The following is a 15,960-nucleotide window of genomic DNA, read 5'->3' as shown; positions in this document are numbered from 1 at the left end:
CAAATGAAAAAAAAGTTCATCATTTTGGTTTTCGCATTTTGTTCGGCTATGTTTTTTGCTCAGTCTAAGAAAAATGCTCAAGTTACAAATCTTTATAAAAATTATATTTCATTAAAAAATGCTTTGGCGACAGATAGTTCTGCAAAAGCATCTATTTCAGCGACAGATTTTGTAAAAACGGTTTCTGTAATTAATTCTAAAATAATTGCAGAAGGAAATCTAGCTATTATGAAAAACAGTGCGAAAGTAATTGCTAACTCAGATAATATAAAAGTTCAACGCAAAAATTTTGAAAATATATCAAACCAAATGATAGCATTAGCAAAACTATTTAAGTTGACAGATAATTCAGTTTATATTCAATATTGCCCAATGGCGGATGCCGGGTGGCTCAGTAACGAAAGTAAAATAATCAATCCCTACTACGGAAGCTCAATGCTAAGTTGCGGAAAGGTACAGCAAGAGATAAAATAAATACATATAAAATAAAAACAGCCTCGAATTTCGGGGCTGTTTCAATGTGTAGAGAATTTATCAATAATTAATCAAATACAGTTGTAAAATATGTTTTGATAACAGACCACAAGTTATTTCCTAAATATAAACCTAAAGTTGTTGTAATAATCCCTTTTATGGTAAAGAAAACAATACCCCAAACTCCAAATTTTTTCACCATCTGCTTCCATTTAGAATTTTTCTTTTCTTCCGTTATTTCATTAAGAGTCTCTTGATTTTCCATCTCTGAATTTCAAATGATTACCCTACAAATATACACATGTTCGTAATCATTACAAATAATTTTCATTTTAAATTTTTTAAAATTTCTCGGTAACGGATATTTTTTTATCTTTAGAAAAACGAAAAGTAAAATTTTTATGTCAAAAAAAGTCAAAGATTTCGGAATTGAAAAATCATTAAAAAATTTGGGAATCAAAGATGAAAACAAAGGTACTTCCATAGGAGGTAAATTTTTTGCATCAGGAAAAACAATTGAAAGTTACTCTCCCGCAGACGGAAGATTAATAGGAAAAGTAAAATTATCGGGCGAACAAGATTACGATAAAGTAATTGAATCTGCTCAAAAAGCATTTTTAGAATTCAGAACTGTACCTGCGCCGAAAAGAGGCGAAATCGTACGTCAATTAGGACAAAAATTAAGAGAATATAAAGACGATCTTGGGAAATTGGTTTCTTATGAAATGGGAAAATCTTTGCAGGAAGGACTTGGTGAAGTGCAGGAAATGATAGATATCTGCGATTTTGCGGTTGGCCTATCAAGACAGCTTCACGGTTATACAATGCATTCTGAAAGACCTGGCCATAGAATGTACGAACAATATCACCCGCTTGGTATCGTAAGCATCATTACAGCTTTCAACTTTCCAGTAGCCGTTTGGGCTTGGAATACAGCTTTAGCATGGATATGCGGTAATGTTACTATTTGGAAACCGTCAGAAAAAACACCGCTTTGTGCTATTGCTTGCCAGAATATTATGAATGAAGTTTTGAAAGAAAATAATCTTTCAGAAGGAATTTCAAGTGTAATGGTGGCGGACCATGAGATTGGGCAAAAATTAGTAGATGACAAACGTGTGGCTTTGGTTTCATTTACAGGTTCTACAAGAGTGGGAAGAATGGTTTCTTCTAAAGTGGCTGAAAGATTTGGCAAATCAATCCTTGAATTAGGAGGAAATAATGCAATTATTATTTCTAAAGATGCCGATTTAGATATGTCTATCATAGGAGCTGTTTTCGGCGCTGTGGGAACTGCTGGGCAAAGATGTACATCTACAAGACGATTAATTATTCACGAAAGTGTTTACGATGAAGTGAAAAATCGTTTGGCAAAAGCGTATGGTCAGTTAAAAATCGGAAATCCATTAGACGAAAACATGCACGTTGGGCCACTAATCGATGTGGAAGCCGTGAATCAATACGAACTTGCTATAGAAAAATGCAAAGCAGAAGGAGGGAAATTCGTGGTTGAAGGCGAGGTTTTAGAAGGAAAAGAATATGAATCTGGTTGTTATGTAAAACCGTGTATTGCGGAAGTTGAAAATTCTTATGAAATCGTTCAGCACGAAACTTTTGCGCCAATTTTATATTTAATTAAATACTCAACTTTAGAAGAAGCAATTGCAATTCAAAATGATGTTCCTCAAGGTTTATCTTCTGCGATTATGACTCAGAATTTGAGAGAGGCAGAATTGTTTCTTTCCCACGCTGGTTCAGATTGCGGAATTGCCAATGTCAACATAGGTACTTCAGGTGCGGAAATCGGTGGTGCATTTGGTGGTGAAAAAGAAACTGGAGGAGGAAGAGAATCTGGTTCTGATGTTTGGAAATACTACATGAGAAGACAAACTAACACGATTAATTATACTGCAAGTCTTCCTTTAGCTCAGGGAATTAAATTTGATCTTTAAAATAATTAGAATCAGGAGATTACATGTTTTTATTTTTAAATCTGCTGATTCATTTCAACTAAAATTTTAAAATTAATATGGACAATATATTAGAAATTCAGTCAAATAAAGTAAAAGAAACAGTAGGAAAACACGTTTTGGCAGACGGTTTTGATTTTGTAATGGATATCGAAAACTCTCATGGATCATGGATTCATGATTCAGTTTCTGGGAGAAATTTTCTGGATATGTTTTCAATGTTTGGTTCAGCATCAATTGGCTACAATCATCCATATCTTGTTGAAAAATCTCAATGGCTTGGGAAAATGGCGGTTAATAAACCAACTTTGGCAGATGTTTATTCTAAGGAATATGCACACTTTCTTGAAGTTTTCGAGAGAGTAGTTCTTCCTGAAGAATTACAGTATGCATTCTTTATAGAAGGTGGAGCTCTGGCCGTAGAAAATGCGATGAAAGCATGTTTCGATTGGAAAACAAGAAAAAATTTCGAAAAAGGTCTTGATCTTGAAGCGGGTATTTGTATTCATTTCAGACAGGCTTTTCACGGAAGAAGTGGTTATACTTTGAGTTTAACCAACACCTCAGACCCAAGAAAATATCAATATTTTCCAATGTTTGAATGGCCAAGAATTTTGAATCCTAAATTAAATTTTCCAATAACAGAGCAAAATTTAGAGGAAACTATTAAGAACGAAAATTTAGCATTACTTCAAATTACAGAATCTATTCTTTCTAATCCTGATAAAGTAGCTTGTATTATCATTGAACCAATTCAAGCTGAAGGAGGGGATAATCATTTCAGAGATGAATTTTTTGTAGGACTAAGAAAAATTTGTGATGAGCACGAAGTTCTTTTAATTTTTGATGAAGTACAATCGGGTATAGGGATTACAGGAAAAATGTGGGCTTTCGAACACCTTAGCGTAAGACCAGATATTATATCTTTTGGTAAAAAAACTCAGGTTTGTGGCATTTTAGCGAATAAAGAAAAATTTGATGAAATACCGAATAATGTTTTCAGAGAAAGCTCAAGAATTAATTCTACTTTTGGTGGAAATTTAATAGACATGCTTCGTTTCCAATTGGTAATGGAGGTTATAGAAAAAGAAAATCTTTTGGAAAATGCCAATATTGTTGGCGAATATCTTTTGGAAGGATTGCAGAATTTAGCTCATAAATATCCAGAAAAACTCTCTAATGCAAGAGGAAAAGGCTTGATGTGTGCTATAGATTTGCCATCTGGTGAACATAGAGACCAAATCAGAAATATTTTGTACAACGACGGATTAATTATCCTTTCTTGTGGCGATCAGTCTATAAGATTCAGACCGCATTTGAACGTTACAAAAGAAGAAATTCAAATTGCTTTAGATAAAATTGAAAATAATATTAATAAAATTTAAAACTCCAAAATTTGGAATTTAAAAAAAAACACCATAAATTTAGATACTCAAAATGTATATTATATGGAAAGAAGTACAAGAGTATCAGTTTTTGAAAGTGATAAACCAGCAGAAATTCAATTGATAAAATCTAAGCTTGATGAAGCCGAGATTACCAACGATACAGAAAATAATTATCTAACTTTTACCACAACACCTACAGCTACATCTCTGAAGGTAATGGTAGATTTACAAGATGAGAAGAAAGCATTTGAAGTAATTGATGCTTATTTGCAACAGAGTAAAAATCAATAAAAAATAATTTCATAATTTTAAATTTTACTACTTCGAAACCGAAAATTAATTCATATTAATTTTCGGTTTTTTATGGTATATAACCACAGAGTTTATTTTTTTATAACCAAATCATTAAAAATGGAAAATAAAATTGAAATGAGAGAAGCCCATATTTCTGAAGTCGGGCAAATCTGGAAAATCATTCAGCAAGCAATAGAACGCAGAAAAAACGAAGGAAGCACCCAATGGCAGAATGGCTACCCAAACCAAGACACCATAGAATCTGATATCAGTAAAAATTTCGGATATGTATTAACCGTTGATGGTGATATTGCAGTATACACAGCTTTAATTTTAAATAATGAGCCAGCATATTCTTCTATTGAAGGGGCTTGGCTCAGCACTGGTGAATTTGTGGTAATCCATAGAGTAGCTGTAGATGAAAAGTTTTTCGGCAAAGGACTCGTTAAAATTTTATTTGATAAAATTGAAGAATTTACCAAGAAACAAGGTATACAAAGTATAAAAGTTGATACCAACTATGATAATATTGCTATGCTGAAAATACTTGAGTCTAAAGGATATTCTTATTGCGGTGAAGTGATGCTCGCTGGAGGAATGAGAAAAGCTTTTGAGAAGATTATAATATAGGCCAAAAGTTAAATTCAACTTCATTGATTCTTTCTTAAGCAATCGATTAAAAAAGTCTATCTCTTTTGTTCGTTTTGTTCAGAACCAGTTTATATTTTTGTCAAAAATTTTTTTATGGAAAAAAAAATTTATTTAGATGACAAAATTTTTCAGGATGCTGTACGGTTTTATGGTACGGTTTTTAGTATACCTCCCTTAGCTTCAAAGATTTACGCCTATCTTCTTTTTGATTTTAAAAAAGAAGGTGTTACGTTTGAAGAATTTGTTCATGTATTCAATGCAAGTAAGAGTTCGGTTTCTACTAGCTTAGTACTCCTTTTAAATGCTGAATTAATAGTTGATTTAAATAAAATTGATGAAAGAAAAAGGTTTTTCTACATTAATGATGAGTTTAAAAGAATCAGATTTGAGAAGATAGTTCAGAAGATGCAGGATGAACTTAAACTTTTAGACGATTTCGATGTTTTTCATAAAAAACAAAACATAAACCACGACGAGTACGACGAAAAAGTTGTTGCATACAAAGAACTTTTACATAAAAATATAAACAATATAAAAGAATCACTTAATAAACTGTAAAATGAATAATAAACTAATCATACTTTCTATGGCATCGCTTTTATTGGCGTCGTGTAAGAAAGAAGTGCCTAAACAAGAAGATGCAAAGCCATTTCCTGTAGTAAAAGTAGAAAGCAGAAATATAACGGGATACCAAATTTTCCCCGCTAGTATTCAAGGAAAGGTGAATAATGATGTTCGTGCAAAAATTCAGGGTTACATCACCCAAGTTTTGGTGGATGAGGGACAATATGTTACTAAGGGTCAACCATTATTTCGTTTAGAGACCAATACTTTGAATGAAACAGCTGCCGCTGCAAAAGCCGGTATTGGGGCAGCACAATCTAATATTGCAGCAGCTCAAGCCGCAGTAAACGCTGCGCAGGTAGAAGTAAACAAACTGAAACCTTTAGTAGATAAAAAAATCATAAGCATTGTTCAGCTTCAGACTGCGCAGGCTAATCTTGCGCAGGCTCACGCACAGGTTCAGCAGGCTATTGCTGCTAAACAACAAGCTACGGCGAATTATAAAGGTGCAGCCGCAAACGTAGACTATTCTATTATTCGTTCACCTATTTCTGGTGTGGTAGGTAAATTACCTTTAAGAACAGGAAGTTTAGTAGGTCCTTCAGATCAAACAGCTTTAACAACGGTTTCTGATACGTCAGAAATTTACGCTTACTTTTCAATGAACGAAAAAGAATATTTCGATTTTCTCGAAAAATCTACCGGCGCTACAGTGCCAGAAAAAATAAAAAACTTACCAATGGTAGAGCTAGAACTTGCCAATGGAAGTTTATATCCAGAAAAAGGCAAAATTCAAGCTATTACAGGACAAATTGATCCCACCACAGGAACAATTCAGTTTAGGGTTTCATTTACCAATGCCCAAAAATTACTGAGCAACGGAAACAGTGGGAAAATTAGACTTCCAAAATATTACAATAACGTTTTGGTTGTTCCTGAAGGAGCTACCTATGAACAACAAGGAATTGTTTATGTTTACAAAGTCAACAAAGACACTGCCAGAAATACTGTAGTGAATATTATTGACAGAATCAACAATTTAGCACTTATAAAAGAAGGGGTAAAAGAAGGGGAGTCTGTAATTGCAGCTGGAACAGGAACCTTGAAAAACGGAACTCCTGTAAAACCACAGCCTACAACAACTGACGAAATCGTGAAATCTATAAAACCGAAATTCTAATGATAAAAAACTTTATTAACAGACCGGTTTTATCCACAGTAATCTCCATTTTAATTGTTATCCTCGGTGTTTTGGGACTTACAGTGCTTCCTGTAACTCAATATCCAGACATTGCACCCGCCACGGTGAGTGTAAGAGCAAACTATGCAGGAGCCAACGCTGAAACCGTAATGAAGAGTGTGGTTGTACCTTTAGAAGAACAAATCAACGGGGTTGAGGGGATGGATTACATTACTTCAACTGCAGGAAACGACGGGTCGGCTCAGATTCAAGTGTTTTTCAAACAAGGAGTTGATGCAGATATTGCTGCAGTAAACGTTCAGAATAGGGTTTCAAGAGCCAGCCCATTACTTCCAAGTGAAGTGACAAGAGCGGGTGTTGTAACTCAGAAACAACAGACAAGTGCATTGATGTATCTTTCTTTTTATTCTGAAAACAAAAATATTGATGATGTTTATCTTCAAAACTTTTTGAATATCAACGTTATTCCAGATCTTCAGAGAATTAATGGTGTAGGTGAAGCCAACGTTTTTGGTGGGAAAAACTATTCGATGAGAGTATGGCTAGATCCCGCAAAATTAGCAGCTTACGGAATTACACCTGCTGAAGTTACCTCTGCCATCAATGACCAAAGTAGAGAAGCAGCTGCAGGTTCTCTAGGACAAAACAGTGGAAGTTCTTTTGAATATATCATTAAATATGTCGGAAAATTCAGTGAGAAAGAGCAGTATGATGACATTATCATTAAATCTCTACCAGACGGGCAAAATTTAATGCTAAAAGATGTTGCAAAAGTAGAACTCGGAGGCCTGTCTTATTCAGGAGTTGGTGAAAACGGAGATAATCCTTCTATTAGTATGGGGGTTTTTCAAACGCCAGGATCAAATGCTCAGGAGATTATTGAAAACATAAAAAAACAACTTAAAGAAAATGAAAGCTCTTACCCAGAAGGCGTAAAATATACATTTAACTTTGATACCAATGAATTTTTGGACGCATCTATCGAAAAGGTAATTCATACTTTGATTGAAGCATTTATTTTGGTTTTTTTAGTGGTATATATTTTCTTACAAGATTTTAGATCAACATTGATCCCCGCAATTGCAGTTCCGGTTTCTATTGTAGGAACCTTCTTTTTCTTAAATCTATTCGGATATTCATTAAACCTATTAACGCTTTTCGCATTGGTACTGGCAATTGGTATTGTAGTAGATGATGCGATTGTGGTAGTAGAAGCAGTACATGCCAAAATGGAAAATGGTATTTCTGATGCCAAAAAAGCAACCGTTGAAGCAATGGACGAAATCACAGGAGCAATTATCTCTATTACTTTAGTAATGGCAGCGGTATTTATTCCGGTAACTTTTATTACAGGTCCTACTGGGGTGTTTTATCAACAGTTTGGTATTACTTTGATTATAGCAATTATTATTTCGGCAGTTAATGCATTAACATTGAGCCCAGTGTTATGTTCACTATTCTTAAAACCACACGAAGATCATCACGAAGATTATAAAAATAAAAATTTCATTAAGAAATTCTTTTATAAATTTAATATAGGCTTTAAAACTGCAACAGATCGTTACGGAAGAGGATTTAATTTTTTAATCAAACACAAGTGGGTAACTTTAGTAATTCTAATCGTAACAGGAGGAATTATTTATTGGGCAAACGGAAGCATGAAAAAAGGTTTCGTTCCTACAGAAGATAGAGGAATTATATTTACAGACGTTCAGCTTCCACCAGGAGCATCAATGGAAAGAACCTATACTGTTCTAAAAACGTTGCAAAAAGAAGCAATGAGAATCCCAGGAATTCAAAATGTAACTATTTCTACAGGTAGAGGATTATTATCCGGAAACGGGAGTAACAACGGCCTGGCTTTTATTAAATTGAAACCTTTTGACGATAGAAGCGGAGAAGGATTATCTTCTGAAGAAATTTCTAAACGATTATTCAGCTTATCTGGAAAAGTTCCGGACGCGAAAGTTGTATTCTTTCAGCCTCCGAGTGTACCAGGATTTGGTAATAGTGCAGGTTTTGAGATGGTTCTTTTAGATAAATCCGGAGGCGATTTTGCTCAGCTTGATGCTAAAACTAATGAATTCATCGGAAACTTAATGCAAAGACCAGAAATTGAATTTGCACAGACTTCATTTAATACAAAATATCCGCAGTATTTAATGGAAATCAATGTTCCATTGGCAAAACAAAAAGGAGTTTCTGTAAATGATATTTTGTCTGCTATGCAAGGCTATATTGGAGGTATTTATAGTGCAGACTTCACGAAATACGGAAAGCAGTTCAGGGTAATGATTCAGGCACTTCCGGAAGATAGAGCCAATGCTCAAAATCTTAATCAGTATTATATAAAAACAAGTTCTGGAGAGATGTCACCTATTTCACAATTTGTGACTTTAACCAAAACTTATGGCCCACAATCTGTAGGACGTTATAACTTGTTTACATCAGTTAAAATTACCGGAGCAAATAAAGCAGGATTCAGTTCTGGTGATGCAATTACAGCAGTTCAAGCGGTAGCAAAGGAAACACTCGACCAGAATTACGACGTTGAATTTACTGGGCTTACAAGAGAAGAATTGAGTTCAGGATCTCAGACTTTGTTGATTTTTGCTTTGAGTTTAGTATTTGTCTATTTCATCCTTTCTGCTCAGTATGAAAGCTATATTTTGCCATTAGTTGTGGTAATTTCTCTTCCTCTTGGGGTAATGGGAGCTTATTTCGGACAAAAAATAATGGGTCTAGAAAACAACATTTACTTTCAAATTGCATTAATCATGCTGGTGGGATTATTAGCAAAAAATGCAATTCTGATTATAGAATTTGCTGTTCAGAGAAGACATCACGGTGAAACAATTGTAGAATCTGCCATCAACGCAGCTAAAGCCAGATTAAGACCGATTTTGATGACATCATTAGCCTTTATCTTCGGTCTTCTACCATTGGTTTTAGCAAGCGGAATTGGTGCGGTAGGTAACAGATCAATCGCAACAGGAGCTTCTATTGGATTGTTGATAGGTACAATATTGGGTGTTTTTGTAATTCCTGTTTTGTATGTGATTTTCCAGACTTTGCAGGAGAAAATAAAACCTATTAAACCGAAAGACATCAATTTAGCCGAATAAGTAATTTAGAGTATTTAAAAATGAAAAAATTATCAATCTATATAAAAGGAACAGCTTTTTCAGTGCTTACTTTGGCAACCTTATTCTCCTGCAACATCAGAAAAGAATACGAAAGACCAAAAGAAATTACTCCAGAAAATCTATTCCGAACAGACATGCTTCCAAAAGATTCTTCGTCCATGGCAGCACTTTCTTGGAGAGAAATCTTTACGGATCCTATTTTGCAGGGTTACATTGAAAAAGGAGTACAGAATAATCTGGATGTTAGAATAGCAATTCAAAATTATGAGGCAGCCGAAGCTTACCTTAAACAAAGTAAAGCAGCATATCAACCCACGGTTTCTATCGGCCCGAATTATACATTTCAAACCCAGTCTGTCAATACACAATTTGGGCAAATTATTGGAGAAAGAAGATACATTAATCAATTTGATATTACGGCAACTATAGGCTTTGAAGCAGATATTTGGGGTAAATTAAAAGCTCAGGAAAAAGCACAAATTGCCTCTGTATGGGGAACTATAGCAGCCCATAAAGCAGTGAAAAATGATCTTATTGCTGCAATTGCGTCTTCTTATTATCAATTATTAACTTTCGATCAGCAAAAGAAAATTATTTCTAAAACTATTGTAATCAGAGAAAGCAATCTTGAAACTACGAAAGCTTTGAAAGAAGCCGGAATTCTTACAGAAGTTGCAGTACAGCAAAGTGAGGCTTTAGTTTATAATGCCAAGGCTTCATTAATAGATATTGAAACACAAATTCAGATTCTTGAAAATACAATGAGCCTATTGATGGCAGAACCTTCCCGAGAAATAGAGCGTTCTACATTGGAAGCACAAAAAATTCCTTCAGAAATTGCTGTGGGATATTCTGCAAGCCTTCTCGCCAACAGACCCGATGTAATGAGAGCAGAATTCAATTTGATGAATGCGTTTGAATTGACCAATGCTGCAAAAGCTCAATTTTATCCTACATTCAAAATAACAGGATCTGGCGGTGTACAATCTGTGGATATCGACCATCTTTTTAGTATAAACTCACTTTTTGCAAGTGTTGTAGGAGGGTTGGCACAGCCGCTTATTAATAAAAGACAAATCAGGACTAATTATGATGTAAGTCTCGCTAATAAAGAAATTGCTTATTTAAATTTCAGAAAGACCGTTCTCACAGCTGGAAAAGAAGTTTCTGATGGAATAAGAGTTTTTACTGTTCAAGATTCTTTTATAGATTTAAAAACCAAAGAACTCAATGCATACAAAAATTCGGTAAACTTTTCACAAGAATTGGTGAATTATGGTATGGCAAACTATCTTGAAGTGCTTACAGCCAACGTGAATGCTTTAAATGCAGAGCTTAATATCTCAAATGCCCAATACAACAAAATGAAAGCAGTAGTAGATCTTTACAAAGCCTTAGGTGGTGGATGGAGATAATCTACTTTCGTTAGAATTTTATTTTAATCTTATTTTAAACGTATGCTTTTCCGGGCATACGTTTTCTTTTTTTTTGATAAATTTTAAGCATTTTGTAATTATTTTAAATACATCTTCAATAAAATTTAACAAATTATTTGCATATCTGGTTTTATTACTTACTTTTGTATCGCTTCTAATAAAAGCAGTAAATGGGGGATTGGCGCAGTTGGCTAGCGCGTTTGACTGGCAGTCAAAAGGTCACGGGTTCGAATCCCGTATTCTCCACAAAAAACTTTATCAAACCTTGTAATCTTATGAAGAATTTTTTTTTACTTGTGTTCACAGCTCTTATGTTTATTGGTTGTAACTCTGATGACGAATTAACGATTTACGACTACATCGGAACATGGTCCGGAACCTACACCGGAACTAATGATAAAGGTGAATGGAACTTTGTAGTTGCTGATGATGGTAAAGTAACCGGAACAATGCATTCTATTAATTTCAACGAAAACTATTCTATCAATGGTCGTTTAGACAGATCTGGCCAATTGGTTTCAGAATTGGCATTGCCTGCAAAAGGAAATTTCAACGGAACGCTAAACACCGAGAAAAAAGGGAACGGAACTTGGAACAACAGTATCCCCAATCCTGCGAGATCCGGAAATTGGGAAGGATCTAAAATCAAAAAGTAATTTTCACTAAAAAATATAAAAAAACCACAGTTTCTAAAACTGTGGTTTTTCGTTTGCATCAACTTTACTAAAACAAAGAATTCATTACTATCACTTCTCTGTTTTCTAATAAAGGAAGTACCTGTTCTAGAACTAAAGTTTTATAATGCTCAGAATTACGGTGAGACTCTACTGCAGATTCATTTTCATATCCTTCAAATAAAATCAATGTATTTTCATCGGTTTTACTTTGATGAATTTTATAAAACAAATTTCCTTTTTCTTCAGCACTTTTTTGTGAAGCTTCTTTCATAATTTGCAATACGTCATTCAATTTCCCAACTTTTACCTGCCATTTGGCATAAACGTAAATTTCTTTTTTATTCATTTTTTTAAGTTTTTAATAGTCATTTTGAATAATAAACATCACTTCTAATTTCATCCTTTTAACTATTGAGTTAAAATAAATGTCGGATAATATTTTTTAAAATTGTTTTAAATTTTTACCAAATATAGGTCTATCCATTGCCTCAATAGAAGGAGAGAAGTCACAAAAAAAGCGTGACCGAAATCACACTTAAATTGACTATAAAACTATTTCTCATTTAAATACAATCTGCTTAAGGTTTCCCTGCTTACGCCCAAATATTCTGCAACATATTTTTTAGGAATTTGAGAGATAAGATCGGGGTATAATCTTGAAAATTCTTCATAGCGCTGTTGAGGATTGCTAGACAGTAAGAGCATAATTCTCTGTTGCAAAGCGATGTATCCGTTGGTTAATTTTGTTCTGAAAAAATATTCCATCTTATGAAACTCTGAGGCGAGATGTTCTCTTCCTTCCAATGTAAGACAAGCTACAGCTCCTTCCTGCAGACATTCTACAAACATCGTTGCGTTTTTTTGTTTGAAAAAGCCTATATAATCAGTCATCCACCAGTTCTTTTTTGCAAACTGCAAAATATGCTCTTTCCCATTTTCGTCTACATAATACACCTTGTAAATGCCATCTAATGTTAAAAATTCATACTTTACTTCGTCGCCTTCATGAACCAAAAACTGATTTTTTCGAACGTTTTTTATAGTGAAGAACGTTTTGATATAATCAAATTCTTCATCTGTAACTTTAATGATTTCCTCAATATGATCTCTCAGCCTATTCATTGTTTTGTATAATTATTTGTAAATTTAAGTAAAATGAGTAAATCAAATTCTAAGTGATTTTTTTTTATTTAAAATTATTACAGGCTCTTAAAACAAAAACTCCTATACATTCTAGTTTAATTAATCTCGCTGTTTTTAACAATATAGATTCCATAAAATTCCGTAATTTTGCCAATCGTGATTTTCATGTGAAATCACTCCAAATTATGAGCGAATCTAAAGAATATATAGAAGTTTACGGAGCCAGAGAACACAATCTCAAAAACATTGATGTAAAAATTCCTCGCAACGAGTTGGTTGTAATAACCGGGCTTTCGGGAAGTGGAAAATCATCATTGGCTTTTGATACAATTTTTGCAGAAGGTCAGCGTCGTTATATAGAAACTTTTTCTGCTTATGCAAGACAGTTTTTAGGAGGCTTGGAGCGTCCCGATGTTGATAAAATAGAAGGACTTTCTCCTGTGATTGCTATTGAGCAAAAAACGACCAACAAAAATCCTCGTTCTACTGTAGGAACTGTTACAGAGCTGTATGATTATCTTCGTCTTTTGTTTGCCAGAGTTTCTGATGCTTATTCTCAAACTACAGGAAAAAAAATGGTAAGTTATACAGAAGATCAGATTCTGAATACCATTAAACAAAATTATAAAGGCGAAAAAATCATGTTGATGGCGCCTGTTGTACGCTCTAGAAAAGGGCATTACCACGAGCTTTTTGTACAAATGGCAAAAAAAGGGTACGGGCAAGCAAGAATTGATGGCGAATTACAAGATATAGAATATGATCTAAAACTCGATCGCTACAAAACTCACGATATTGATATCGTAATAGATCGTTGGATTATTGGGGAATCTGCTTCTGAAACAAGAATGGAGAAGTCTTTAAGAACTGCCATGGAAATGGGGGAAGGTTTAATAGGAATTCAAAAACTGGGAAGTACAGAAATTGAATATTTTTCTAAAAATTTGATGGATGACGCGACAGGGCATTCATTAGCTTTACCAGAGCCGAACACGTTTTCATTCAACTCTCCAAAAGGAAGTTGCCCGAGTTGTAAAGGTTTAGGAACTATAAAAAAGATAAACACTGATCATTTTGTTGAAAATCCAAAATTATCAATCAACCAAGGAGGTTTGTTGCCTTTGGAAGATATAAAATCTAATAAATATATTCTTTCTCAAATAAAAAATATTCTTGAAATCTTTGGTTTAGGATTGGCAACACCCTTTAAAGATATTCCCTATGAGGCGTTAGATTATATTTACCACGGCTGTCATAAAGAATTTAATAAAGATTTGAAATACGCAGGAATTACTAAGAAAATTAAAATTAGTTTTGATGGTTTAATTCCTTTTATGGAAGAATTAATCGAAGAAAGAGAATCTTATGAAGCTATTTTGCTGGAAAGACATTTCACTACGGAAGAAACCTGCCCAGATTGTAAAGGAGCTCGTCTTCAGCCTTCAAGTTTAAGTTTTAAAATAGACGGTAAAAATATTGCTGAAATTAATGGGCTAAGTTTATCTGATCTGAAAGATTGGCTGAGAGACGTAAAAGATAAATTTTCTGAGAAGAACGGAATTATTGCTCATGAAATTTTAAAGGAAATAGAAACCAGACTTCAGTTTTTATTGGATGTTGGTTTAGAGTATCTAAGTTTGAGCAGAAGTTCAAAAACCCTTTCTGGTGGAGAATCACAGAGAATTCGATTGGCAACACAAATTGGTTCACAGTTGGTAAACGTTCTTTATATTTTGGATGAACCAAGTATAGGTTTGCACCAAAGAGATAACGAAAGGCTAATTAATTCATTGAAAAACCTCCGTGACATCGGAAATTCCGTCATTGTTGTAGAACACGATAAAGACATGATCATGGAAGCTGATGAGGTCTTAGATATTGGTCCAAGAGCCGGAAAATTCGGAGGGGAAATTCTTTGGCAGGGAAAACCTGCAGATTTACTGAAAGCAGATACCATCACGGCAGATTATATTAATGGAAAAAGAAAAATTGCCATTCCGGAAGTCAGAAGAGAAGGGAATGGTAAAAGTATCGTCTTAAAAGGAGCAACAGGAAACAATCTTAAAAATGTAACACTTGATATTCCTTTAGGAAAACTGGTGGTGGTAACAGGTATTTCAGGAAGTGGGAAATCTTCTTTGATTAACGGAACTTTGTATCCTATCCTCAACAAGCATTTCTACAGAGCCGTTCAGGAACCCTTACCTTACAAAAAAATAGATGGTCTTGATAATATTGACAAAATTGTAGATGTAGACCAAACGCCTATTGGCAGAACACCACGCTCAAACCCAGCAACTTACACAGGAATGTTTACCGATATCAGAAACTTATTTTCAGAATTACCTGAATCTAAAATTCGTGGCTACAAACCTGGAAGATTTTCTTTCAATGTAAAAGGCGGAAGATGCGAAACTTGCCAAGGAGGTGGTTTGAAAGTGATTGAAATGAACTTTTTACCCGATGTTTACGTACACTGCGAAACCTGCAACGGAAAACGTTTCAACAGAGAAACGCTGGAAGTTCGTTACAAAGGAAAATCTATTTCCGATGTGTTGGATATGACGATTGATGAAGCAGTTGATTTTTTCCAGCCGATTCCTAAGATTTTTGCAAGAGTAAAAACTTTACAGGATGTAGGTTTAGGCTACATAACAATGGGACAACAATCAACCACACTCTCTGGAGGTGAAGCACAGCGTATCAAGTTAGCAACAGAATTAGCAAAAAGACAAACCGGAAATACGCTATATATTCTTGATGAACCTACCACTGGGTTGCATTTTGAAGACGTGAAAATTTTGATGGATGCCATTAATAAACTGGTAGAATTAGGAAATTCATTCATCATTATTGAACATAATATGGATGTTATTAAATTAGCAGATCATATTATTGACGTGGGACCAGAAGGTGGAAAGTATGGCGGTGAGATTATTGCGAAAGGAACACCGGAAGAGATTATTAAATCTAAAAAATCTTTAACAGGGAAATACCTAAAGAAGGAAATGTAATA

At 34.3% G+C, this 15,960-nt stretch carries 14 protein-coding genes and 1 tRNA gene; 12 read left to right on the top strand and 3 right to left on the bottom strand.

Annotated features, from left to right (window positions below; genetic code table 11):
* The first annotated feature begins 3 nt into the window (after window positions 1–3).
* Window positions 4–474: a DUF3347 domain-containing protein gene (locus BW939_RS07350; protein WP_076451304.1), complete on the top strand. Its 471-nt coding sequence runs from the start codon at window positions 4–6 to the stop codon at window positions 472–474.
* Window positions 475–541: 67 nt separating this feature from the next.
* Here BW939_RS07350 and BW939_RS07345 read toward each other — a convergent pair whose 3' ends face one another.
* Complete coding sequence (locus BW939_RS07345) at window positions 542–739, bottom strand: hypothetical protein (protein ID WP_076451302.1); 198 nt, start codon at window positions 737–739, stop codon at window positions 542–544.
* A gap of 136 nt (window positions 740–875) precedes the next feature.
* Here BW939_RS07345 and amaB point away from each other — a divergent pair, with 136 nt between their 5' ends.
* From amaB to BW939_RS07295, 10 genes are all read left to right on the top strand, one after another.
* On the top strand, window positions 876–2,426 hold the full coding sequence (amaB, locus tag BW939_RS07340; protein ID WP_076451300.1) for an L-piperidine-6-carboxylate dehydrogenase: 1,551 nt from the start codon (window positions 876–878) through the stop codon (window positions 2,424–2,426).
* Window positions 2,427–2,503: 77 nt separating this feature from the next.
* Entirely contained in the window at window positions 2,504–3,829 is a 1,326-nt protein-coding gene (lat, locus tag BW939_RS07335; protein WP_076451298.1) for an L-lysine 6-transaminase, read from the top strand.
* Between the two features lie 63 nt (window positions 3,830–3,892).
* Window positions 3,893–4,123, top strand: coding sequence for a DUF2007 domain-containing protein (locus BW939_RS07330; RefSeq protein WP_076451295.1), 231 nt, complete (start codon window positions 3,893–3,895; stop codon window positions 4,121–4,123).
* Window positions 4,124–4,243: 120 nt separating this feature from the next.
* Window positions 4,244–4,756 (top strand): GNAT family N-acetyltransferase, encoded by a 513-nt coding sequence (locus BW939_RS07325; RefSeq protein WP_076451293.1) that lies wholly within the window; start codon window positions 4,244–4,246, stop codon window positions 4,754–4,756.
* 114 nt (window positions 4,757–4,870) lie between these two features.
* Complete coding sequence (locus tag BW939_RS07320) at window positions 4,871–5,335, top strand: transcriptional regulator (RefSeq protein WP_076451291.1); 465 nt, start codon at window positions 4,871–4,873, stop codon at window positions 5,333–5,335.
* 1 nt (window position 5,336) lies between these two features.
* Window positions 5,337–6,521, top strand: a complete 1,185-nt coding sequence (locus BW939_RS07315) for an efflux RND transporter periplasmic adaptor subunit (protein WP_076451289.1) — start codon at window positions 5,337–5,339, stop codon at window positions 6,519–6,521.
* Window positions 6,521–9,667 carry an efflux RND transporter permease subunit gene (locus tag BW939_RS07310; RefSeq protein WP_076451287.1) on the top strand — a complete coding sequence of 1,049 codons (3,147 nt, stop codon included), beginning with the start codon at window positions 6,521–6,523 and terminating at the stop codon, window positions 9,665–9,667. The genes BW939_RS07315 and BW939_RS07310 overlap by 1 nt, the downstream gene beginning before the upstream one ends.
* 20 nt (window positions 9,668–9,687) lie before the next feature.
* Window positions 9,688–11,103, top strand: coding sequence for an efflux transporter outer membrane subunit (locus BW939_RS07305; RefSeq protein WP_076451285.1), 1,416 nt, complete (start codon window positions 9,688–9,690; stop codon window positions 11,101–11,103).
* 193 nt (window positions 11,104–11,296) lie between these two features.
* Window positions 11,297–11,370: transfer RNA gene (locus tag BW939_RS07300), tRNA-Ala, on the top strand.
* 29 nt (window positions 11,371–11,399) lie between these two features.
* Complete coding sequence (locus BW939_RS07295) at window positions 11,400–11,780, top strand: hypothetical protein (RefSeq protein WP_123891554.1); 381 nt, start codon at window positions 11,400–11,402, stop codon at window positions 11,778–11,780.
* Window positions 11,781–11,847: 67 nt separating this feature from the next.
* On the opposite strand, the gene BW939_RS07290 is transcribed toward BW939_RS07295, so the two are convergent.
* Window positions 11,848–12,147, bottom strand: coding sequence for a putative quinol monooxygenase (locus tag BW939_RS07290; RefSeq protein WP_076451280.1), 300 nt, complete (start codon window positions 12,145–12,147; stop codon window positions 11,848–11,850).
* A 206-nt stretch (window positions 12,148–12,353) separates the two neighbouring features.
* Window positions 12,354–12,923 carry a Crp/Fnr family transcriptional regulator gene (locus tag BW939_RS07285; RefSeq protein WP_076451277.1) on the bottom strand — a complete coding sequence of 190 codons (570 nt, stop codon included), beginning with the start codon at window positions 12,921–12,923 and terminating at the stop codon, window positions 12,354–12,356.
* Window positions 12,924–13,129: 206 nt separating this feature from the next.
* Between BW939_RS07285 and uvrA the strand changes: the two genes are divergently transcribed.
* Entirely contained in the window at window positions 13,130–15,958 is a 2,829-nt protein-coding gene (uvrA, locus tag BW939_RS07280; protein WP_076451418.1) for an excinuclease ABC subunit UvrA, read from the top strand.
* Window positions 15,959–15,960 lie beyond the last annotated feature (2 nt).

The organism is Chryseobacterium piscicola, from assembly GCF_900156685.1.
Taxonomy (GTDB): Bacteria; Bacteroidota; Bacteroidia; order Flavobacteriales; family Weeksellaceae; genus Chryseobacterium; species Chryseobacterium piscicola.
This window is presented reverse-complemented; position numbering and strand designations above follow the sequence as displayed.

Coding starts and splice junctions, on each gene's coding strand:
- BW939_RS07350 (WP_076451304.1), top strand. CDS start 4: ATGAAAAAAAAGTTCATCATTTTGGTTTTCGCATTTTGTTCGGCTATG.
- BW939_RS07330 (WP_076451295.1), top strand. CDS start 3,893: ATGGAAAGAAGTACAAGAGTATCAGTTTTTGAAAGTGATAAACCAGCA.
- BW939_RS07295 (WP_123891554.1), top strand. CDS start 11,400: ATGAAGAATTTTTTTTTACTTGTGTTCACAGCTCTTATGTTTATTGGT.
- BW939_RS07310 (WP_076451287.1), top strand. CDS start 6,521: ATGATAAAAAACTTTATTAACAGACCGGTTTTATCCACAGTAATCTCC.
- BW939_RS07325 (WP_076451293.1), top strand. CDS start 4,244: ATGGAAAATAAAATTGAAATGAGAGAAGCCCATATTTCTGAAGTCGGG.
- BW939_RS07290 (WP_076451280.1), bottom strand. CDS start 12,147: ATGAATAAAAAAGAAATTTACGTTTATGCCAAATGGCAGGTAAAAGTT.
- BW939_RS07305 (WP_076451285.1), top strand. CDS start 9,688: ATGAAAAAATTATCAATCTATATAAAAGGAACAGCTTTTTCAGTGCTT.
- BW939_RS07285 (WP_076451277.1), bottom strand. CDS start 12,923: ATGAATAGGCTGAGAGATCATATTGAGGAAATCATTAAAGTTACAGAT.
- uvrA (WP_076451418.1), top strand. CDS start 13,130: ATGAGCGAATCTAAAGAATATATAGAAGTTTACGGAGCCAGAGAACAC.
- amaB (WP_076451300.1), top strand. CDS start 876: ATGTCAAAAAAAGTCAAAGATTTCGGAATTGAAAAATCATTAAAAAAT.
- BW939_RS07345 (WP_076451302.1), bottom strand. CDS start 739: ATGGAAAATCAAGAGACTCTTAATGAAATAACGGAAGAAAAGAAAAAT.
- lat (WP_076451298.1), top strand. CDS start 2,504: ATGGACAATATATTAGAAATTCAGTCAAATAAAGTAAAAGAAACAGTA.
- BW939_RS07315 (WP_076451289.1), top strand. CDS start 5,337: ATGAATAATAAACTAATCATACTTTCTATGGCATCGCTTTTATTGGCG.
- BW939_RS07320 (WP_076451291.1), top strand. CDS start 4,871: ATGGAAAAAAAAATTTATTTAGATGACAAAATTTTTCAGGATGCTGTA.